Genomic DNA, 21,858 nt, shown 5'->3' with positions numbered 1-21,858 from the left:
GCGATGAACTTCAGCAGAATCTACGCTTTCGTATTGAACCCCTGGGTCGTGATCGGCAGTCTCGCCCTTGGCGGCGCGCTCGGGCTCGCGTTGCCCGAGGCGTCCCAGAAGCTCGCCCTGATCGGCGATATTTATGTGGGACTGCTCAAGATGACCACGCTGCCGTTCATGATATCGGCCGTGATCTTCAGCCTGCAACGGCTCTTTCGCGACGGCGGCGCTTCGCGCCTGCTCGTGCGCGTGGTGGCCGTGTTCGCGGGCGCTTCGGCCATCGTCGCCCTGGTGGGCGCGGCGGTGCTGCTCGTGCTGCACCCGGGCGCGAATCTCTCCAGCGCGACGATGCAGGCGTTCGGCCTGATGATCGGCAACGACCCCGCCGCCGGCGACACGACGATGAACCTCTACGGCGCGGACACGCCGCCGACGTCGCTCAGCTTCTCCGACGTGCTCACGAGCCTCGTGCCGACCAATATCTTCGCCGCGCTCGCGAGCGGCGACGCGCTCAAGACGCTGGTGTTCGCGCTCTTGTTCGGGCTGGCGGTCGGACGCGTGCCCGAGCGCATCTCGACGGGCCTGAGCCAGTCGCTCGAAACGATCTATCACGCGTGCCAGAAGCTCATGCACTGGTTGAGCTACCCGCTGCCGCTCATCCTCATCTGCATGAGCGCGGCGCAGCTCGGCAAGTCGGGCATGGGGCCGCTGCACGCCATGCTCCAGTTCGTGGTGGCGTTCTTCGTGGCTTCGGCCGTGCTGGTCGTGCTGGCGGCGGCCATCATCTGGAAGCGCTCCACGCACGGGCTGGGCGCGACGCTCGACGCGCTGCGCGCCCCGTTCGCGCTCGCGCTCGCCACGCGCAACAGCGCCGCCTGCATGCCCAGCATGATCGAAAGCCTGGTCGACGGGCTGGGCTTCGCGCGCGCACGTGTGGAACTGCTCGTGCCGCTCACGGTGTCGCTGCTGCGCGTGGGGCCGATGGTCTATTACGTGTGCGCCACGCTGTTCATCGCGCAGCTTTATGGCCACACGCTCGGCGTGGTCGAGGTGGCCACGGTGCTGCTCGCTTCGGTGCTGGCCGGTTTCGCTTCGGCGGGCATGACGGGCCTCGTGACCGTTTCGCTGGTGGGGATGACCTGCGCGTATCTGCGCTTGCCGTTCGAAGCGGCGTTCATCCTGTTCCTGGCAGTGGACCCGCTGTGCGACATGCTGCGCACGCTCATTCTCGTGATCGGCAACGCGGCGGCCGTCGCCGTGATCTGCCCGCGACCGTTGAAGATATAGGAGACCGCAATGGCGCTCATAGGCGTGCTGGGCGGCATGGGACCGCTCGCCACCGTGGATTTCCTCGATCAGGTCGTGCGCCTGACCGGGGCGTCCTGCGACCAGGAACATCTGCCGATGGTGGTCGCGAACCTGCCGCATACGCCCGACCGCTCGCGCGCGATCATCGACGGCGCGGCGGACCCGCTGCCCGCATTGATCGACGGCATCGACCTGCTCAATCGCAATGGCGTGGCGCTGATCGTCATCCCCTGCAATTCCGCGCATCACTGGTACGCACAGCTAAGCGAACGCAGCGCCGCGCCGATCCTGCATATCAGCGAGGCGAGCGTGGCCGCGCTGCCGCGCGAGGCGCGGCGTGTCGCGTTGCTGGCGACGGGCGGCACGCTCGCCTCCGACTTCTATCAGAGCGCGCTCGGCGTGCGCCGCATGGAGCCGGTGCTGCCCGGCGCGGCGGCGCAGGCCGACGTGGCCGCGTGCATTGCTGCGGTCAAGGCGGGTGACATCGACGAAGCGGCGGCGCGCCTCGGGGCCGCGCTCGCGGCGCTCGCGCAAGAGGACGTGGACGCCGCGTTGATGGCGTGCACGGAAATTCCACTCGCCGCCCGCGCGCTGCGCGACGCGGCGTTGCCGCTCGTGGACAGCACGCGTGCGCTCGCGCGGGCGACAGTCGACTACGCGCTCGCGCGTGGCTGGAACCGGCCGGTATGAACGTGCTCAAGCCCCTCTCGGGCAGCACGCTCGCGTTGCTCGCGTGCATGGCGGCGGGCGCGCTCTGCGGGCTCGTGGCCGAGCCCGCCGGGGCGCTGGCGTATCTGTTCGGGCAGCTTTATCTCGCGGTCGTCAACATGGCCGCGATGCCGCTGCTCGTGGTCGCGACGTTCTTCGGCCTGCGCCAGGTGTGCGAACTGCCGCGCCCCGCGTGGCGCGTGGGCACGATCGGCGCGCTGGCGCTCGGGCTCATGGTGCTGTGCGGCGTGGCGGGCACGCTCGCGGGGGCGCTGGCGATGCCGGGCGCGCATCTGCCGGAGCACGCCTACGCGACCTTTGGCGAACGCTTGCTCCAAAGCGCGGGCGACGCGCAGGAAGTGGGCGTGACGCTGTTCGACGGCGCGGACGCGGCGGTCTCGCAAACGAGTGCTTACGGCTGGCGCGAGGCCGTGCCCGATAACTTCTACCGCGTGCTGGCGCAAGGGCATCCGCTCGGCATTCTCGCCGGCACGCTGCTGTTCGGGCTCGCGTTCGCGGCGCTCTCGCGCGAACAAACGTCGATGCTCGGCAATGTGTTCGAGGGCGTGTATCGCACGCTCGAAATCATCATCGAGCGCGCCAACCTGCTCATTCCGGTGCTCGCGTTCGGCACGGCCGCGTGGGTGAGCGCGCATACGCCGCCCGCCATGCTTGCGGCGATGGGCAGCTTTCTGGTGTGCTTTCTCGCCTGCGCCGCCGTGCTCGGCGGCGCAGCGACGGCGCTCACCGCGCGGCGCGCCGGGCTGCCGCTCGTGCAGATCGTCGCGAGCCTCAAGGCGCCGCTACTCGTCGGCCTCACCTCGGGCAGCGCGACGGCGTCGATTCCGCACACCATCGAGGCCATGAGCGCGCGGCTCGGGTTCAGTCGCGGCATTGTCGAGCTGATCGTGCCGTTCGGCGCCGTGTTCGTGCGCGCGGGCTCCGCGCTCTATTTCTCGCTCGCCACCGTATTCGTGGCGAACCTGTATGACCGGCCGCTCGCTGCGGGCGACTTCGCCGTGATCGCGTTCGCCTCGGTCGGGGCCGCGTTTCTCTCGTCGGGCAAGAGCGGTGTGGCGACCGTGGGTTACATGGGCGTCGTGCTCTCGCTGCTGCAATTGCCTGCCGAAGCGGCGAGCGTGCTGTTCGTCACGATCGACCTGATCTGCGAGGGGCCGCGCAACGTGGTGAGCCTGCTCGCCGTATGCGCCGTGATCGCGCTGGTCTCCGCCGGGCTGCCTTCGGAGCGCGTGATGCCAGAGCCGTTGCGCGCGCAACCACCAGTACATGCACCGCTGCGCTTCGCGCTCTCGCGCGGGCAGCTCGCGCTGGTGGCGGGCTGCGCGATGACCGTTGCGTCGCTGATCGTCTTGATGGGAATTGGAGTGGGGGCGAAATGACGTTTTGGCATGACCGGTTCGCGTGGTGTGTCCGCCTGCGTGGCATGTGCCTTGGTGTCTGCCTTGGGGCCGCGCTTTCGGGCTGCTCGATGCTGGGGATGAGCGGCGAGAAGGCCGCGTGGTCCACGCTCACGCTCGCGGCCAGCAACGACGCCAACAACAACAGCCCCGTGGCCGTGGATGTCGTGTTCGTGACCGACGACGCGATGCTCGCGCGCGTGGCCGAACTGCCGGGCGCGAAGTGGTTTGCCTCGCGCGCGACGCTGGCCGCCGCGTTCCCCAAAAGCATTCGCTACAGCAGTTGGGAAGTCGTGCCCGGACAACGTCTGGAGATTCCCGGCGACGCGCTGTCCGGCCCGCGCGTGAAGGCCGCGTTTGTCTTCGCGAGTTATCCGGACCCCGCCGCGCACTGCGTGCGCATCGAAACGTTCAGTGGCCGCCTCGTCGTGCAACTGGACGATCACGCTTTTACCGTATCGACCGCTCAATGACCGTTCAACTTCTCTTTGCCCCTTGCGCCTTGCGCGCCGTGACCGAAGCGGGAGGGCGCCATGTCTGATGCGATGTCCGGCGTGGTGGATCGCGTGGAGTGGTTCGAGGGCATGCTGCTCTCGCCGCAGCATTTCCAGTTGCTCGACGCGCGCATCGACTCGCTCGTCGCCTGGCAAACCCTCGCCGCGGCGCCGTTCGCCTGGGGCGTCCGGCGTTTGACGTTCGATCAGGGCCTGCTGGCGGCGGGCCTCGTGCGCGTGCTCGAACTCGAAGCCATCATGCCCGACGGCACCGCCGTTTCGTATCACGCCGGGACGAACCCTCAGGACCGGCTCGAACTCGCGCTCGAACCGCACGCCGCGCAGCTCGCCAACGGGCCGCTCGACTTCTGGCTCGTGCTGCCGGGGCCCGGCGGTCTGCGGCGCGATGCGCCCGTGCGCCGCTTTCGCTCGGCGGCGGGGGCGTCCGTGGACGATCAGGTGTCCGATGCACCACCCGCCGATATCGCGCGCCGCCTGCCGAACCTCGCGCTCGCGGCGGGCGAGCCGCCGGCGGCCGCCTGGGTCGCATTGCGGCTCGGCTCGGTCTACAAGGACAACGACGTGATCCGGCTGGGCGAGCGCCTGCCGCCGCTGCTCGAAATCGCGCATGACAATCCGCTCTGGCGCGCCACCTCGGCGCTGCTCGGCCAGTTGCGCGGCAAGGCGGCGTTCATCGCGCGTCAAACGGCGAACCCCTCTTCGCAGGTGGACGACCGCCTCGCGCAACTCGAACTGAAAGACCGGCTGCGCAGCCTCGTGAGCGCGTTGCCGCTCGTGGAAGCGGTATTGCGCACGCCGCGCCTGCATCCGCTCGCGCTCTTTCTCGCGCTCGCGCAGCTTACGGGGCCGCTCTCGCTGCTGCGCCCAGGCGGCCTGCCGCCCGTGCCGCCCGACTACGACCACGCCGATCCGCGCGCCGTATTCGAGCCGCTGCTGCGCGCGCTGCGCGAGGCGACCTCCGAGGTGAGCGAGGCGTATCGCGAGTGCAAGTTCGATTTCCGGCATGGCGCGTTCGAACTGGGCCTGCGCGACGAATGGGCCGGCGAGCGGCTCGTGGTGGGTTTGCGCGGGCAGTCCGACCGCGACCTGCTCGCGTGGATGGAAGGCGCCGTGATCGGCTCGCAAACGGTCTACCCGTCGCTGCGCAGCCGCCGCGTGCTGGGCGCGGCGCGGCGGCCGATCGACTATGCGGAGGAACTCGGCGTGCGCGCGGGTTCCGGCTATCTGCTGTTCGAGATCCGCTGGGAGCCGCCGTTCACGGCCCCGAACGAACCGCTCGTGATCGGCAATCCCAACGAAGGCGAGCGCGCGCAACGGCCGCAGGAAATCCTGCTGTTCGTGAAGGGCTGAGACAGCGATACCCGAGGCAACGGACCCAGCATGCTACGCAACCGAATCGACACCGAAGAAGAAGACCTCCTCACGCAGCAGTTCCGCGCGTTTCTCGACGAACTGGTGAGCGCGCAGGCGCGCTATCCCGCCGCGCCGGAAATGGACGGCGGCACGCACGCGGAGGCTGCCGCCCAGGCCATGAGCCGGCATCTGCTGCACCTGCTCGAAGTGCAGACGCTCCAGTCGCGGCGCGAAAGCACGCGCTTCGAGATGGAGAACATCGCGGACTCGCGCTACCTCAAGGCGGTGCTCGCCGACGAGATCCTGCTCAACACGCCCTGGGGCGGCCGCGAGCGCTGGACCGCCTGGCTGCTCGAATCGACGCTCTTTCGCAGCAATATCGCGGGCGACCTGGTGTTCAGCCGCATCGAGCAGTTGCTTTCCGAGCGCGAGCCCTCGCGGCGCACCGTCGCGCGGCACTATCTGTTCGCGCTTGCCATGGGCTTCGAAGGGCGCTTTCGCGGCGCGCTCGCGCAAGAAAAGCTGCGCGGCTACCGCGAGGAGCTCTATGAGTTCATCTACCAGCGGCGGCCCGATCTCGGCGGGCGCGAGCGCGTGCTGGCCGAAGCCGCCTATGCGAACACGCTCTCGCACATCGCGCCGCGCAAGCTGCCGACGGTGAGCCGCTGGGCCGTGATGGTCATGCTCGCGGCTGTTTCGTTGTGTGCGATCTCGGAGGTGCTGTGGCTGTGGCAGTCGTGGCCCGTGCGCGAGGCGCTTCACGCCGACGCCGTGGCGGGGGTGGGGCGATGAAGCGGATTCATCAGGTATCCTTTGTAATGGGCGGAAGGAGGGTGCGATGCTGACCAGCAATCTCTTCCTGCTCTCCATCGCCGCGCTCACGCTCGTGGTCTGCGCGGTGCTCGGCGCCGTGCTGTATTTCGCCATGCGCCACGGGCAGCCAAAGCCCGCCGCCGATCGCAAGGTCGTGCGGCTGCGCGCGGATTCGCTGCGCAGCACGTTTCACCAGGCGGTGGAACTGATCGAGGCGAACATCGCCTCGCGCGCGGAGCGCTACAACATTCCGTGGGTCATGGTGCTCAACGAAGGCGACGACGCGCGCACGCTGCCCATCGCCCAGGCGGGGGTGTCGAGCGCGCTGAGCGCGGAGGCGGCGAGCACGGCGGCCACGCAGGGCATTTCGTGGCACTTCTTCGATCGCGGCGTGGTGATCGACATTCAGGCCGTGTATCTGGGCTCGCCCGACGAAGACGGCGACGAAAAGCCCTGGGACGAGTTTCTCGGCCTGTGCCGCAGCTACCGCGAGCAACGGCCGTTCGACTCGGTGGTGATCACCGTGCCCGCGGCGATGCTGCTCGCGCAAGACGCCGACGCGCGCCTCGAACTCGTGCGCCGCGCTAAGCTCGCGCACCGCCGCCTCTGGCTCGCGCAAAACCGCTTTGCCATGCGCTTTGCCGTCTACGTGGTGGTGACGGGCTGCGAGGCGCTCACGGGCTTCGCGGCCTTCGCGCGCGCGTTGCCCGAGCCGCTGCGCGCGAGCATGCTCGGCTGGTCCTCGCCGTACGATCTCTCGACCACCTATCAGTCGGACTGGGTGGGGGCGGCGATGAGCAGCATCGAGCGCGCCGTGTCCGACACGGGCGCGGAGTTGTTCGCGCTCGACACCGGCCATCTGGATGCGCGCGAATGCCTGCTGCTGCCTTCGCGCATCGGCGCGATGCAGGCGCAACTCCAGCTCTACGTGGACGAACTGCTGCGGCCGAGCGCCTATCATGAGCCGTTCTTCTTTCGCGGTATCTACCTGACCGGCGACAGCAGCGAGTTCGCGCAGCGCGCACCTGAGGCCGCCGCGCAGGCGCGCGAAGCGGCGGCTTTGCCGTGGGTCGAGCCCGAGGCGCTGATGGCGGCCGACTTCGCAGCCGGCTTCGCGGCCGAGTTCGCCACGGGCGAGACGGCGCAGCGCGGCGCGGACGAACACACGGACCGCACGGACCGCCATGAACCGGGCGGCCCGCTCGACGCGCTGATGTTGCAGCCCGCGTTCCTGCGCGACCTGTTCGACCGCAAGATCTTCCTCGAATACGGCCTCACGCGGCCCTCGCGCACGCAGCACCTCGCGCGGCCCGTGCTGAACCGGGCCTTGCGCTGGGGCGGCATCGCCGTGCTCGGCGTGTGGGGCGTGGGCCTCGTCGTGGCGACGGTGCAACTGGGCCAGCGCAACGGCGAACTCGTCGCGGCGCTCGGGCAATTGCGCAGCGACGCCGCCGAGCGCGCGGCGGCGGCCCAGCGCGGGCTCGACTTGCCCGCCGACTGGTACCGCGCGAAGGCGCTCGCGCTGATCGGGCTGAACCAGCAGTTGCGCGCCCAGCCCGGCGCGACGGTGTTCATGCCCGGCTCGTGGCGTGTCGTCGACTCGCTCGACGCGCGCGTGCGCGAGCGCTTCGAGCGCGAGTTCGGCGAGATCGCCGTGAGCGCGCTACAGCGTGAGATGTTCGCGCGCGTGAGCCAGTTGACGGGCGTCGCGCTCGACCCGAGCACGGGTCAACTGATCATCGGCGACGACTGCGCGCCGCCGGGAGCGCGTGCCGATGCGCGGGTGCCCGGCGCGGGCGGTCTTTCCATCGACGATCTGCCCGAGATGCGCACGCTCCAGCAATACGTGGGCGCGGTCGATCAGTTCGATACGGCGCTCGCGGCCCTGCAAAGCCTGCGGCGGCCCGCCCCCGGCAACGCCGAGGCGCTGCGCACCGTCGTGCGCTATGCGCTTGGCGCGGAGTTGCAAGGCGACCTGGCGGGCACGCTGCCGTACTTCTACCGCGATGCCGGCGGCCGTGCGCCGTATCGCGGCGACACATCGGCGGCGCTCGCGCTGCCGCCGCTCCAGCAGGCGCTGCGCTGCACGCTCGGCAAGGGCGCGGCGCAACTGGACACGCGCCTCTTCACGAACAATCCGCTGCTCGCGGCCGAGCGCACGGTGACGTCCAACCTGGGCGGGCTCTCGGGCGCGGACGCCGCGATGGGCAATTTCACGCAGTTGGGCGCGCACGCCCGCGCGATCGTCGAGGGCATCGACGCGCAGCAGGACCTGCTCGCCTCCGGCAAGGGCAACTGGATGCGCCAAGCCACGTTCACGCCCGGCCCCGTGTACGAGCGCACGCTCGCGCGCGTGGCCCAGAATCGCCTGCTCGGCCCCGACGCGGCGGCCGACATCCGCACGCGCGACGCGGCGGCGTTCCAGGGACTCCGAAGCGATCTCGCGCTGCGCTTCGGCGGCGTGGACAGCGGCGTGGTCTGGAGCGACAAGGACGTGCGCTATACGCTCGCGCCCGCGCGCCTCGCCTTGCGCGACAGTCTCGCGGCACTGCTGAACCAGCCCTTCATGGTCGCGCCGCGCGGCCTCGCCATGCCGTCCGTGCCCGCGGGTTCCACGCTCGTCTGGGACCGCGCGCAGCTCGACCAGGCGCTCGCGCTCGGCGACGTGCGCAAGCGCTTTCTCGACGAAGGACTCGCCAAGGTGCCCGAAGCCGTGAAGCCCGCCATCGGCCGCGCGCTCGACCTCCAGTTCGCGCGGCTCGTGAGCGACCAGACCGCGGCGGCGGCGGTCGTCACGCCCGTGATGGGCGAGGCGGACAGCGCCGCGTTCGACGCCGTGCGACCGCGCCTCGTGCGCATCAAGGCGTTGCTCGCGGAGATGGGCGCGAACGCGCAGGCCGAGGATCTCGACACGCTCGTTTCGCAGGACGCGATGGCGCACCTGCAACTCGTCGATCAGGCGCTCACGCGCTCCGAACTCTACGCGACGCGCGCGAGCGGCGGGTGGGAAGCGCCGCGCACCGCTTCGCCCGTGCTCGCGGCGCTCGGCGTGCCGGACGGCGGTGCGGTGGGACCGTATCTGGAGCAGCAGGCGGCGCGCGCGCAGGCGCTCGGCCAGCAGGCCCAGCGTTACCTCGCCGCGCTCACGCCCGCCGACGCCGCCTCGCCGCTCGCGCAGCGCTGGCAGGCGATTGACCGCGACCTCGACCGCTATCGCCTGAAGAACCCGAACAGCAGCCTGCTGATGCTGGAGCAGTTCGTGCAGACCGTGTCGGCTGAGAACGGCGCGGGCGGTTGCATGGCGAAGTTCGGCGGCCGTCCCTCGGGCAATGCGGGCGACGACTATTTCGCCGCGCTGCACGCGCGGCTTTACACGAGCCTGCTCGCGCGCTGCACGCAGGGCTATGCGCTGGAACTGCGCCAGCAATGGGGCGGCTTTGCAACGGCGTTCAACCAGAGCGTGGCGGGGCGCGCGCCCTTCGCGGGCACGAGCGCGAGCATGATGAGCGTGGCGAACCGCGCGGACCCCGGCATGGCCGACTATGGCGAACTGGGCCAGGTGCTGCGCCGTTACGAGCCGATCTCGGCGCTGCTGCGCGACGCGGGCGCGAACGGCCGCAAGCTGGCGACCACGGCCAACGTGCGTCAGTTCGTCGACGACTTCGATCAGGTGAAAGCGCTGCTTGCGCCGCTGTATCCCGCCGACGACGGCGCGAGCGCCGGTTACGACGTGAACGTGGAGTTCCGTGCGAACCGGGGCGGCGAAGTGGCGGCGAACCAGTTGATGGACTGGACGCTGGCGAGCGGCGCGCAAATCGTATCGACGGCCGAAGGTTCGCATACGTTGCACTGGGACTACGGCTCGCCCGTCACGCTCGTGTTGCGCTTTGCGAAGGACTCCCCACTGACCGCCGTGGCCGATGCGCAGCAGCGCCCGTACACGACGGACGGCCGCACGCTCACCTGGCAGTTCAACGACCCGTGGGCGCTGATCACGTTCATCGCGCGCCAGCGCGTGCCCGATGCGAGCGCGCGCGGCGCGGGCGCGGCGCAACTGCTGCGCTTCGATTTCCCGCTGGGCGTGGCGAATCCGGCCGACCTCGCGGCATTGCCGAAGGACGCGCGCGGACGCGTGTATCTGCGCATCACCCTCATGCCGGCCGGCAAGAAAACGCCGTTGCCGTGGCCCGGCGGCTTCCCGGCGCGCGCGCCGGAATGGACCGTGCTATGAACCAGCCTTATCCGATCGAAACGGCGCCCGATTTCGCCGCCCAATTCGAGGCCTTGCTCGCGCCGCTGCCGGAAGAAAGCGGCGGCGCGGGCGTGGCGCTGCGCTACACGCCCGTTTATCAGCGCATACGCGAGGCTCGCCACGAAGACGACACGACGCTGCCGATGGGCGAGTGGGAGCGTCCGCTCGCGAAGGCGGACTGGCAGACGGTGGCGGCGCTGTGCGGCGAAGCGCTCGCCGCGCGCAGCAAGGACTTTCAACTGGCGGCGTGGCTGTGCGAGGCGTGGACGCGTCTTCACGGGCTTGCGGGTTTCGTGGCGGGCACGCGGCTCCTGATCGCGCTTGTCGAGCGTTACTGGGACACGGCGTGGCCGCTGATCGAAGCGGGCGACATCGACGCGCGTATCGCGCCGTTCGTGTGGATGAACGACGCGTTCGCGCTGCTGCTTACGCTGCACGTGCCGCTGCTGCATATCGAAGAACGCGACCCGCCCGCCGTGAGCCTCGACGAATGGCAGCGCGCGACGACGACCGTCTACGCCGACGACGAGATGGATGGCGCGATGGCCGGTCCGATGACCCGCGCTGTGCTCGCCAGCCATGCGTCGCGCGGCGGCAATGCCGCGACGCTCACCGCCTTGCATCGGCATGCGCAGCAGGCGATCGACGCATGGCGCGACTTCACGTGCGCGCTCGACGAGCGGCTGGGGTATGACGCGCCTTCGCTCGCTCGCGTGGCGCATGCGTTGTTGCAGCTCGAACGGGTGGCGCCGGGCCTGCTCGGCGAACGGGTGGTCGCGCGCGAGGAAGCGAGCGGCGGCGTGTTGTCCCTCCCGGAAGCGGCCGAACCTTCACCCGTGCACGTACGCGCGCAGGCGCAGAGCATACACGCCACCAGCGCCACCAGCGCTGCCGGTGAAATCGCAAACCGTGAGCAGGCGTACCAGCAGCTCCAGGCCATCGCCGACTACCTCGCGCAGCACGAGCCGCATAGCCCCACGCCTTATCTGCTCCGGCGCGCGGTGTCGTGGGGGCACATGTCGCTGGCTGAACTCATGCGCGAGATCATTCGCGAAGAAGGCGACTTCACGCGCTATATCGCGTTGCTCGAACGGCAATAGCCGAGCGCTGCCGCATCCTTCCAGCAGGAGACAAAACATGTTCACCTCGGCCCATCGCCAGAACAACACCGCGTCCGCCGACGCTTTCACGGGCTGGCGCTTTTACCAGGAACTCCACATCCCCGAGGACGGGGGCAAGGGCGGCACCGCGCGCTTTCGTCTTCGCGATGGCACGATGCGGTTCATCAAGGGCTGCACGGGCAGTCCCGCTCGCGTGCTGTTCGCCGAACGTCTGCTCGCGCGCTTTGGGCAGGCGCAAACGCCCGAAAGCCGCGTGATCCTGCGGGACAGCGACGAGTTCCGGGAGATCGGCGAGATACTCGCCTACCACTTCGACCGGCAACTGAAAAGGAATCCGAATGATGCCGCGACCCTGACGGTTCGACGCAACAGCTACGTGAATGCGGACTACCTGATCGTGATGCAGGCGGCGCAAGGCGCGTCGATGTCCGAACTCACGGACAAACGCGAGCCGCCAGACAAGATCGAGTTCCTGCGCGAATGCCTGACGAACGACGATTTCCTTCGGCTCATGGGAAAGATCCTCGCGGTCGATACGCTGCTCGGCAACGCCGACCGTTTCGAAACCGTGAACGGCGGCAACGCGTTCATTTCGCGGAGCGCAACGGGACAGATCGCGATCAGCGCCATCGACAACGACACCGTTCTGCCTTCGCTTGAGACCAATCAGGCCTACAAGCCGCGCACCTACCTGGCACCCGCGAATGTGACGGCACGCAGGGAATGGGCTTTGGACATCATCCAGAACGATTTCGCGCCGACTCCGGGTTTGAAGAAGGACGAGTATGACCTGATGAGCAGTCCCAAAAGGGTAATGGGCACAAAGTTCTCGTTTGCCGCGAACCTCAAGAACGCCATCGGCAAGCACGCTACCCGTGAGATCGCGCAGGGGCTGGACGCATTCGCCGACTGGGGGAACATCGACAAGCGGGTGCAAGAGGGAGTCGCGATGTGTGTGGACTCCATGCTCAAATCGCGCTATGGATTCGAGGAACTCAAGATGGAGTTCCGCGAGCGGCTCGCGCAGTTCGGCGGCGTGGATAACGCCATCCGTAACGGCCTGTTCGATCTGGACGCACTGCGCATTCGCAGCAAGTACATGGTTGCGCGCAACAGCGGCGCAACGCATGAGGCCGCGATGAACATCGTGCAGGACTTCGCGGAAATCCGCGGCGTTCAACCGAAGCAGTTCGTGGGCGACGTGGAAGCCCGCGCGCTCAAATTCGGTTCGGTGGGCGCCGCCGCCTTGAAATTCGCCGGCAAACTCGCGAACCCTGCGCAGTACGAGCAAAAGCACGGCGAGATTGCCCGTCTTCGCAACCTCGACGCGCGGGACAGCGCCGCGATCCGTAACGAGGTGCTTGCGGCCTTCAGGCTGATGCAGGTGACAAGCCCGGCCGACGTCACGAAGTTGAGCGACCATGAGTTCAAGCTGGCCGTCATTGCCCTCACACGCCTCGCGCAGTCGGGCCTTGAAAATCGCGTGCTGAAACTGAAGACGTTCATTCGGGAGATCAACGCGAAGCCGGGGAGCGCCGTCGCGGCGCAGCTATGCCGGGCGGTATGCCAGAACGCATCGGAGGCCGTGACGATCGCGAGGCGCTATCGGGCCGTTTGCAACAAGGTGAATCCGGGGCAGTACACGTTCCTGCCGACCCTCGAAACGTCCATCGCCAACGTAGAAGGATTAATCAGCCAGGTCGAAGCCATCGAACGCCGCCCGCCCGTCGTCGGATAGTCGTACGCCGCGCGCCGCGTAGCCAATCCCTGAGCGCCGCGCTTCACGACGGTTGCCTCGTTGCGCGCGCAACCAGGCAACGCCGATGTGCTATAAGGTTGCGTAAGAAACCTTACAGACGTCGTACAGCGCCGCCGGATGGCCTTCGGTTTGCGGCAGCGCCTCTTTTCCCGGACAGGAACAACCATGATGGAGGACGCCCAACGGCCCGGCGACGCGCCCGTGCCCGCCGGTTCCCGTTACCGCGCCGCCGCCGAAACCGGCGGCGTGCCGACCGAGCGCGTGCGCGCAATCCAGGTGGCCGCGTTGCGGCGCAGTTTTCCGTTTGCGCTGGCGGGCTCCGTCGTTTCCGCGTGCGTGAGCGCCTATGTGATGAGCGGTGCGGTGGCCCTGCTGCAAGTGGGGGTCTGGATTGGCGCGACGCTCGCCGTGGCCGCATGGCGCCTTGCCGCCATGCTCTGGTTCGACCATACGCGCGAGCAGCCCGGCGCCGCCGCGCGCTGGCTGCGCCGCACGATCGTCGGCAACCTGCTTTCGGGCGCGCTTTGGGGCTTTCCGTTCGCCTGGTGGTCGTTTGTCGTGCCGCTCGAATTCCAGTTGTTTTTCGTGGTAATCCTGCTTGGGCTCGGCACGGGGGCGATCTATTCGAACTACATGAAACTGGAGGCCGCCTATGCGTTCGAGGTGCCCGCGTTCGCGCCCGTCTTCATCGCCTTCGCGCTGAAGCCGTCCGCCATCCACCTCGCGATGCTCGCGGCAGGCGGCTCCTATCTCGTCGCGACGCTCGCCTTCATTCACCGCATGCACCGCACGCACGTCGACGCGTTGCGTCTCGGCTATGAAAACCTCTCGCTGCTGGAGCAGGTGCGGCTCGAAAAGGAAGCGGCGGAGCGCAGCGACCGCGAGAAGTCGCGCTTTCTGGCCGCCGCGAGCCACGACCTGCGCCAGCCCGTGCACGCGGTGAGCCTCTTTCTCGGCTTGCTCGCCGACGAGCCGCTGACCGAACGGGGCCGCTATCTCGTCGATAACATTGCGCGCGCAACGACGTCCATGGGCCAGTTGTTCGACGCGCTGCTGAATCTTTCGCGGCTCGAAGCGGGCGTCGTGCAACCGCGTGCGCAACCGTTCGCGCTCGCCCGGGTGCTGGACCAGCTACGCGCCGAGTACGAGCCACAGGCGCAGCACAAGGGGCTGGACCTGCGCATTCGCCCAAGCGGCGCGTGGCTGCATTCCGATCCCGTGCTGCTTGAGCGGACCTTACGCAATCTCGTGAGCAATGCGATCGTCCATACCGAACGGGGGCGCGTGCTGGTGGGCTGCCGCATGCGCGGCGAGCAGGTGCGCATCGAGGTGTGGGACACGGGGCCCGGCATTCCGCTTGCCGAGCAGGAGCGCGTGTTCTGGGAGTTCCATCAATTGCGCAACCCCGAGCGCGACCGCAGCAAGGGCCTCGGTCTTGGCCTGTCGATCGTGCGGCGAACGGTGACGCTGCTCGGGCATACGCTGCGCTTGCAGTCGATCGAAGGCAAGGGCACGGTCTTCGCCTTGAGCGTGGCGCGCGGCGACCCGAACGCGGTGCGCGCGGGCGCGGCGCAAGACGCGCCGCCTCGCGAGTTGCCGCCGCGCGCGGTGCTCGATGCGACGCAAGGGAGCCTGATCGTGGTCGTCGACGACGATGCGCAGAACGAAACGGGCATGCGCCTGCTGCTGGAAAGCTGGGGCTATCGCGTGGTGAGCGGCGCGAGCCGGGCGGTGCTGCTCGAACGCGTGGTCGGGCTGCCCGAGAAGCCCGCGCTGATCGTGAGCGACTACCGGCTGCGCGACCACGAAACGGGCGTGCATCTGATCGAAGCCCTGCGCGACGAGTACAACGATCCTGACCTGCCCGCGTTGCTCGTGAGCGGCGACACCGACCCGAACCGGCTCGTGGATGCCGCCGCGCACGGCATCCCCTTGCTGCACAAGCCGATCGAGGTGGACGTGCTGCGCGAGTGGGTGCGCAAGCTCCTCACGCGCGAGACGCAGTAAGCGCGGGCGTTGGCGCTGCGCCTGCGCGCCTAGGCGCCGATCCGCACGCGTGCGGCGCGGCACGCCGCGAGGTCCCAGGCCGCGCAGCCAACGCTCTTGAAGAACACCGGGGCGGTGGGCGCGAGCTTGCTCTCAAGTGCTTGCGCCAGCGCATGCACCTGGCTCCAGTCGTAGCCGGCCTGAATGATGTCGCCCGCTTCGTGCCGCGCGCCCAGGGGATCGTCGACCACCACGAAGCTGCCGTCGACCGTTGCTTTGCCCACTTCCGCCGCATCGGGCGTGAACGCGCCCACGCCCACGACAAGGCGGCCGGTGCGCGCGGGCAGGGTGTAGACCGGCGACTTGCTCGTCGTGGCCGTCACGACCACATCCACCAGGTCGGGCACGTCGCCTTCGAGCGCGCGCAGATTCGGCGCGGCTTCGGCGTGCGCATCGACGAAGCGTTGCGTGCTTTCCGTCGTCTTTCCCGCGACGAGCAGGCGGGCCTGCGGAAACAGCGTCGCGAACGCTTCGACGTGATTGGCGGCCTGTTTGCCGGTGCCGATGATCAGGATGGCTTGCGGTGCCTGCGCGTGCAGGCACAGGATGCCCAGCGCGCTCACGGCGGCGGTGCGGCGTCCCGTGACCGTCGGGCCGTCGAGCGAGAACAGCATTTCGCCCGTGATCGAGTCGTAGGCGACGACCTGGCCGTGGATGGTCGGAAGCTGGCGTTTGCCGTTGCCGGGGCACACATTGACGAGCTTGTGGATGGCGATGTCGGCGGCCGTGGCCGGCATCGAGAGCATGACGCCGCCTTCCTGCAAGGGCACGACAAGGCGCTCGGGGCTGACGATTTTCCCCTCGGCGTAGTCCACGATCGTGTCGCGCAGCGATTGCACGAGCGTTGGGTAGTCCAGCAGCGCGGCCGTGGCCGCTGCGTCGAAAGCGTTGAGGGGGAGCGAGGACATGTTGGCGTCGGGAGTCGTGTAAGTGGATTGAATTTAAACCACGCGTGGCGGGAATTCAACCCAGAAAATAAACCGATGTCCGTATTGTGGTCTATAAAAGATCCATGGGATGATGGCATGCCGCCCCCAGCCGCGCGCGGTTTGGGGCCTTCATCGAAGTGGTATATTGCCGACCAACATTTCCAACGTTCTGTCATGGCTTCCGCACGCAACGACTTCTCCGCGACCTTCCGTCCGCTTCAGATCTACGAGCAGGTTTCCGAAAAGATCCGCGCGGAGATTCGTGCAGGCCGATACCTGCCCGAGTCGCGCCTGCCTTCCGAGCGCGAGCTGGCGGCGCTGTTCGGCGTCGGGCGTCCGGCGGTGCGCGAGGCGATTGGCGCGCTCCAGAACGAGGGCCTTGTCGTCACGCGCAGAAACTCGGGCACGTATGTGTCCGGGAACGCGCCCGACGTGCTCGCGCGCGCCACGGCTCCCGACGATGCGGCGAACGATGGGGCCGAGGCCGACTACAGCCCCTCGGCCACGCTGGACGTGCGGCTCATCCTGGAGCCCGCCATCGCGCGCCGGGCGGCCGCGCACAAGCAACGCGATCCGCTCGCCGAGCACTATCTCGCGCAAATGGAAACGCTCACCGATATCGCCGACGCCGAGCAGCGCGCGCTCTGGAACAACAGCGACCGGCTGTTTCATCGGCAACTGGCGGTGATGACGGGCGACGCGCTGCTCGTGAAACTCGCGCAGGAAATCGCCGACACGATGGACCAGTCGCTGTGGAAGCGCCTCAAGGACGACGGCATTTACGATCCCGCGCGCATCCGGCTGTATGTCGCCGAGCACCGCCTGATTTACGAAGCCATCGTCACGGGCGACGCGGACGCAGCCGCGTTTTACGTGGAGCAGCATATTCACCGCGTGCAGCGAGACATCGCGCCGGTGTGAGCGGCGCGCTGCGCGGCAAGGCCGTTTTCCCGCAGCGTGAAGCGTCAGCGCACGAGAAACCCGTAAGTCAGCGGATCGCGCTCGTCGATCACCCACTGCGCGAACCCGCAGATATAGGCTTCGCCCTCGACCTCCGGAATCACCGCCGGCATGCCCTTTACCGAGGTTTCGCGCAGCACGCGGCCTTTGAACACCGTGCCGACGATGGATTCGTTCACGAGCGTTTCCCCGGCCTTCAGTTCGCCGCGTTGATAAAGCTGCGCGACACGCCCGCCCGTTCCCGATCCCGTGGGCGAGCGATCGACCTCGCGATCAGCGAACACGCAGCAGTTGGCCTGGGTCGAGCCCGCGTGGCGCGGCGCGTTGGCGATGATCGTCCCGTAGATATGGTTGATCTCGGGAATTTCGGGGTGCTGAACAGGGAATGCCTTGTTCGCCGCTTCCTTCACTTCCGCGCCGAAGCGAATGAGCTTTTCGACCGCCGACTCACGCACGGGCAGATCGAACGGCGCGCCGTCGACGTAGAAGTAGAAAGCGCCGCCGTAGGCGATATCGCCGGTGACCGTGCCAAAGCTCGGCGTTTCAACGCTCACGTCGCGCTTCCAGAGAAACGACGGCACGTTCACGAAACGCACCGTGCCCGCGTGCTCGCCGTCCCACTTCACGAAGGCCTCGATAAAGCCGCAAGGCGCGTCGATGCCGACGCGCGTTTCGGGTATCGTCCGCTGGACCCAGCCTAGCTCGACCGCCGCCGTGGACAGCGCGATCACGCCATGGCCGCAGTGGTCGCTATATCCTTCGTTATGCAGAAAGATCACGCCGAAGTCGGCGGTCGGCGACACCGGCTCGGTGAGGTAGCCGCCGTACATGTCGGCGTGCCCGCGCGGTTCGAACATCAGCGCGCGGCGAATCTCGTCGGCGTTCTCCTTGAGCCACGTGCGGCGTTGCACGATGGTGTCGCCGGGCAGGCGCGGCAGGCCGCTCGTGACGATGCGAAATGCCTCGCCGCCGGTGTGGACTTCCACAGTCGAAATCGTTCGGGTGGGTTTCATGGGTATCGGGTGGCTCCGGCCAGGCAGGGCGAACCAGTGACTTTCTGATTGGTTCGAAAGAAACCAATGTATTTTATAAGTGGTTCTGGGGCAAGCACTTTATCAAAATGATCCGCGCAGTGGTCGCCGCGCGGGACCAGCGTTGCCGGTCACGGCATCGTGCAGGTGAAACTGGTCGCGCTATTCAGGTTGCCCTTGCCGAGATAGCGCGGGAACGCCGGGTAGCGGCACAGCGGCCGCGTGCGGCCGTTGGTGGCCGGCGCGATGTCGGTCGTGAACAGCGTTTCGGGGGCGTTGCCGTGCGTGACCCAGTCGTCGAGCGCGCCGAGCAGGTCCACCGAGGGAATGAACACGCCGTTGCCATGCTGGTAGCCCGGCACCATGTAAAGGCGCATGAAACTGTCCACGCGCTCCTCGCCATAGCGCCCGATCAGGCCCTGGTAATAGGCGATCGTCTGGTTCGGGCTGATCACTTCGTCGGCCAGCCCCTGCAAGGTGATGAGCTTGCCGCCGCGCGCCAGGTAGCGCGACACGTCGGGGTTCATCGCGCCGATCGTCGCCGAAAGCGCGACGAGCCGCTCGCGATAGCGGCCGGGGCGCGCGGCGTCGAAGTTCGTCGAATCGAAGGTGGGATCGTGCGTGACGAAGTACTTGAGGTAGGCGTCGCCCTGCGCGTACAGGTAGCCGTTGGACACGAAGCCCAGTTGCGGCTGCCGTTGCGCCGAATGCGCGAGCCCCAGCATGCTCGTGAAGCGCGTGCCCTGAAACACGTTGTAGCCGCGATAGCTGTCCACGTTCCAGGCGAGCGGGTACGGCAGGTGCAGTCCGTCGCGCAGGCTTTCGAGCGTGGCGATCTGTGGCGGCGTGAGGCAGCCGGGCTCGCTTGCGGGCGCTGGTTGCGCCGTGCAGCGCAGCGAGTCGATGATCTCCGGCTCTTGCGCGCGGCATGCCTCCACGTCGCTGACGATGCCGTCGGCGGCGCCGTCCAGCGTGTCGCACACCTGCATGACGCGCGCGTATACCTGTTCGAGCAGTGGCGGTGAGAGATAGCCGCCAGGCGTGCGGTATTCGTGCTGACCGACCACCACGCCGATCAGCCGCACGCCGGAGAAGTTGAGTGCGGGCGCGTTGGCGATCACGCCGTCGTAGTCGTCGGGATAGCGCTGGATCACCGTGTAGCCTTCGCGCCCGCCCGTCGATCCGCCCGCGAAATACATGTGCTCCGGCGCGCGGCCGTAGCCGAGCGTGATGAGCGCGAGCGCGACGTCGTGGGCTTTTTTCAGGTGCGCGTAGCCGAAGTTCGTCACGGCTTCTTCGAGCAGGCCGAAGTTCGCCTCGGAAGACGTGCCGTTGTGGCCGGAGTCGTCGCCGAAGGTGGCGTAGCCGCGCCTGAGCGGGGCGTTGTCGGGCGAAAAGGGCATCGGGCCGGTGCCCGTCACGACCACGCCGCTGTAGCCGCCGCCGCCGAATTGCAGCGCGCGGCCGTTCCAGCGGCTCGGCAGGTTCACTTCGAAGCGGATGTCCGGGGTGCCCGCGCTCTGCGCGCGGATCACGCCGGTCAGGCGGCAATAGTCGCCGTTGAGATTGCCGTTTGCGGTGGCGGAGATCATCGCGGCGCTCTGCACGAGCGCGCCGTTGGTCGGCAGGCCGATGCGCGCGGGCGGCAGCAGCGCGCCGGCGAGGTCGGTGCAATGCAGCGGCAGCGCGCCCGGGCGCTGGGCGAGTGCGTGGCCGCTGGTGGCGAGGAGGAGCGCGGCGAGCGCCGGCGCCTTGAAGGTCGCGAGTACGCCGCCGCCCGCACGGCTCATCCGCAACCGGCCCCGTTCACGGCCGCGCGCGCCTTCTGGCGCCCGAGCGTGCCGCGCCAGGCCTTGGCGAGCATGAGCGTCGCGCCGATCGCGACGAGGTCGCCGGCCAGCGCCGCCGCAAACGCGGCCGCGCCGTGCAGCGCGCGGGGCGTGGCGGTGTCGACAGCCACCGAGATCAGCGTGCCGCCCACGAAGCAAACGAGCCCCGTGCGGCCCACGGTCACGACGGAGGGCAGGCGCGCGGCGAGGCGCGCGATGGTGCCGCGATGCACGAAATACGCGGCCACCATCGCGATGACGATGAAGTTGACGACACGCGCGAACGCCAGATGCTGTTTCATTTCCCCGGGCATGGGTTGGGTCAGGATGAGGAGCTTTACCGCCGCGAACGCCACCGCCGCGGCGAAGGCGCACCGTACGAGCCAGCGCGCCGTGGCCGAGCCCTTGAAGCCGGGCGGCGCGGGGTGCAGGCGGCAGAGCATGCCGAACACGAACATCAATTGCCACGCGAACGGATCGAACGGCCAGTTCGCGACGACGTTCGCGCCGAACAGCGTGCCCAGCAGCGTAGCGAACAACGGCGCGAATGCCCAGACCATGAGGCTGCCGCACAGCGCCGCGAACGGCGCACGGCGGGCCAGAGGCACCACGGCGGGCACGCAAAGCGCAAATATGACATACATCGGCAGCACGCTGGACAAATAGGGCTGGCGCGCGAGCAGCAGGATATGGAGCGTTTCGCGCACGGGATGCGTGGCGAACGGCGCCCAGCCGCTCAGGTCGGCGGCGGACGGATTCAGATGCAGGAGCGCGAGCAGCGCGCCCGTGAGCAGCGTGAGCAGGGCGGTGAGCAGATAGGCGCGATAGATCTCCCAGCCGCGCCGCAGGAACCGGCCTTGCGCGGCGCTCGCGCCGCGGCGCGCGAGCACGGCCATATAGGCCGCGGCCGACGCATAGCCGCCGAGAAACACGAACACTTCGGCGGAGTCGCAGAGCGCATAGGCGTGCAGCATCACATGCGAAAGCGCGCTGCCCGGAATGTGATCGAGCACGATCACGATCAGCACGATGCCGCGGAAAAAATCGACTTCGATCGAACGCCCCTGGCGAGAATCCATGTTGCCCCCGCAAGCATGGCGATGCGCACGGCGTTGAATCCGTGCGAACCGCTCGATGAAAGCAGGGCAGGCGTGACGAGGGTCGTGAGTGTTCGTTACGGCGCTCGCCGGTTTGCGCTGCCCATGCGCGTACGAGCGTGTCTCGCCGGTATCGTTCCCTGCTCGCCGCGTGCGGAGCGCAAAAAATGCGCGATATGACGCGCGCGCCATCTTGCGGTCATCGGCTTGCCAGTTTGGGCTTTCAGCGGCGTTGTGGACGCCGCGCCGGCTATCCCGCCGCCGCGCGTTCGATTGCGGCGATGTCGATCTTCTTCATGGTCATCATCGCTTCCATCGCGCGCCGCCCGGCTTCGCGGTCGGCGCCGCCGACGAATTCGAGCAGCCGTTTGGGCGTGATCTGCCACGAAAAGCCCCAGCGGTCCTGGCACCAGCCGCACTCCGATTCCTGGCCGCCATTGCCGACAATGGCGTTCCAGTAGCGGTCGGTCTCTTCCTGGTTATCGGTCTCGACCATGAAGCTGACCGCCTGGTTCGGCTTGAAGTTGGGCCCGCCGTTCAGGCCCACGAATCGACGGCCGAGCACGACGAATTCGACCAGCAGTTCCGCGCCCACTCCCACGCCCGGTATGGGCGAGACGTGGCCCGTCACGACGCGGCTGTCGGGGAACGTGGCGGCGTAGAATTGCGCCGCTTCGCGCGCGCGGCCTTCATCGAACCACACGCAAGTCACAAGCTCGGCCATGGTT

Annotated in this window: 16 protein-coding genes; 11 read left to right on the top strand and 5 right to left on the bottom strand. The window is 68.1% G+C overall.

What is annotated here, in order from left to right; translation table 11 throughout:
- Positions 1-3: 3 nt before the first annotated feature.
- The 10 genes from C7401_RS05400 (at position 4) to C7401_RS05355 (ending at position 15,245) form a co-directional block, all read left to right on the top strand.
- Positions 4-1,278: a dicarboxylate/amino acid:cation symporter gene (locus tag C7401_RS05400; protein ID WP_112170340.1), complete on the top strand. Its 1,275-nt coding sequence runs from the start codon at positions 4-6 to the stop codon at positions 1,276-1,278.
- Positions 1,279-1,287: 9 nt separating this feature from the next.
- Positions 1,288-1,989: a cysteate racemase gene (gene cuyB / locus C7401_RS05395; protein WP_112170339.1), complete on the top strand. Its 702-nt coding sequence runs from the start codon at positions 1,288-1,290 to the stop codon at positions 1,987-1,989.
- Complete coding sequence (locus C7401_RS05390; protein ID WP_112170338.1) at positions 1,986-3,407, top strand: dicarboxylate/amino acid:cation symporter; 1,422 nt, start codon at positions 1,986-1,988, stop codon at positions 3,405-3,407. The genes cuyB and C7401_RS05390 overlap by 4 nt, the downstream gene beginning before the upstream one ends.
- Positions 3,404-3,898, top strand: coding sequence for a hypothetical protein (locus tag C7401_RS05385; protein WP_258396901.1), 495 nt, complete (start codon positions 3,404-3,406; stop codon positions 3,896-3,898). Before C7401_RS05390 ends, C7401_RS05385 begins: the two co-directional genes overlap by 4 nt.
- Before the next feature lie 60 nt (positions 3,899-3,958).
- Positions 3,959-5,290, top strand: a complete 1,332-nt coding sequence (tssK, locus tag C7401_RS05380; protein WP_112170336.1) for a type VI secretion system baseplate subunit TssK — start codon at positions 3,959-3,961, stop codon at positions 5,288-5,290.
- Between the two features lie 30 nt (positions 5,291-5,320).
- Positions 5,321-6,085 carry a DotU family type IV/VI secretion system protein gene (locus tag C7401_RS05375; protein ID WP_112170335.1) on the top strand — a complete coding sequence of 255 codons (765 nt, stop codon included), beginning with the start codon at positions 5,321-5,323 and terminating at the stop codon, positions 6,083-6,085.
- Positions 6,086-6,131: 46 nt separating this feature from the next.
- Complete coding sequence (locus tag C7401_RS05370) at positions 6,132-10,337, top strand: type VI secretion system protein (RefSeq protein WP_112170334.1); 4,206 nt, start codon at positions 6,132-6,134, stop codon at positions 10,335-10,337.
- Positions 10,334-11,458: a type VI secretion system protein TssA gene (gene tssA / locus C7401_RS05365; RefSeq protein WP_112170333.1), complete on the top strand. Its 1,125-nt coding sequence runs from the start codon at positions 10,334-10,336 to the stop codon at positions 11,456-11,458. The genes C7401_RS05370 and tssA overlap by 4 nt, the downstream gene beginning before the upstream one ends.
- A 37-nt stretch (positions 11,459-11,495) precedes the next feature.
- Entirely contained in the window at positions 11,496-13,217 is a 1,722-nt protein-coding gene (locus tag C7401_RS05360) for a protein kinase family protein (RefSeq protein WP_112170332.1), read from the top strand.
- Between the two features lie 186 nt (positions 13,218-13,403).
- A complete protein-coding gene (locus C7401_RS05355; RefSeq protein WP_258396899.1) occupies positions 13,404-15,245 on the top strand; it encodes an ATP-binding response regulator in 1,842 nt (613 codons plus the stop codon).
- Positions 15,246-15,274: 29 nt separating this feature from the next.
- Here C7401_RS05355 and lhpI read toward each other — a convergent pair whose 3' ends face one another.
- Positions 15,275-16,192, bottom strand: coding sequence for a bifunctional Delta(1)-pyrroline-2-carboxylate/Delta(1)-piperideine-2-carboxylate reductase (gene lhpI, locus C7401_RS05350; RefSeq protein WP_112170331.1), 918 nt, complete (start codon positions 16,190-16,192; stop codon positions 15,275-15,277).
- Positions 16,193-16,387: 195 nt separating this feature from the next.
- On the opposite strand from lhpI, the gene C7401_RS05345 reads away from it, so the two are divergent.
- Positions 16,388-17,134 carry a FadR/GntR family transcriptional regulator gene (locus C7401_RS05345; protein ID WP_112170330.1) on the top strand — a complete coding sequence of 249 codons (747 nt, stop codon included), beginning with the start codon at positions 16,388-16,390 and terminating at the stop codon, positions 17,132-17,134.
- A 44-nt stretch (positions 17,135-17,178) separates the two neighbouring features.
- On the opposite strand, the gene lhpH is transcribed toward C7401_RS05345, so the two are convergent.
- The 4 genes from lhpH to C7401_RS05325 form a co-directional block, all read right to left on the bottom strand.
- Positions 17,179-18,186 carry a trans-3-hydroxy-L-proline dehydratase gene (lhpH, locus tag C7401_RS05340; RefSeq protein ID WP_112170329.1) on the bottom strand — a complete coding sequence of 336 codons (1,008 nt, stop codon included), beginning with the start codon at positions 18,184-18,186 and terminating at the stop codon, positions 17,179-17,181.
- 149 nt (positions 18,187-18,335) lie between these two features.
- The gene (locus tag C7401_RS05335; RefSeq protein WP_112170328.1) at positions 18,336-19,994 is read right to left on the bottom strand and encodes a tannase/feruloyl esterase family alpha/beta hydrolase; all 1,659 of its coding nucleotides are present in this window, start codon (positions 19,992-19,994) and stop codon (positions 18,336-18,338) included.
- Complete coding sequence (opgC, locus tag C7401_RS05330) at positions 19,991-21,112, bottom strand: OpgC domain-containing protein (protein WP_112170327.1); 1,122 nt, start codon at positions 21,110-21,112, stop codon at positions 19,991-19,993. Before opgC ends, C7401_RS05335 begins: the two co-directional genes overlap by 4 nt.
- A gap of 268 nt (positions 21,113-21,380) precedes the next feature.
- Entirely contained in the window at positions 21,381-21,854 is a 474-nt protein-coding gene (locus tag C7401_RS05325; protein ID WP_112170326.1) for a VOC family protein, read from the bottom strand.
- Positions 21,855-21,858 lie beyond the last annotated feature (4 nt).

Origin of the sequence: Paraburkholderia unamae (assembly GCF_003268775.1) — a bacterium.
GTDB lineage: Bacteria > Pseudomonadota > Gammaproteobacteria > Burkholderiales > Burkholderiaceae > Paraburkholderia > Paraburkholderia unamae.
This window is presented reverse-complemented; position numbering and strand designations above follow the sequence as displayed.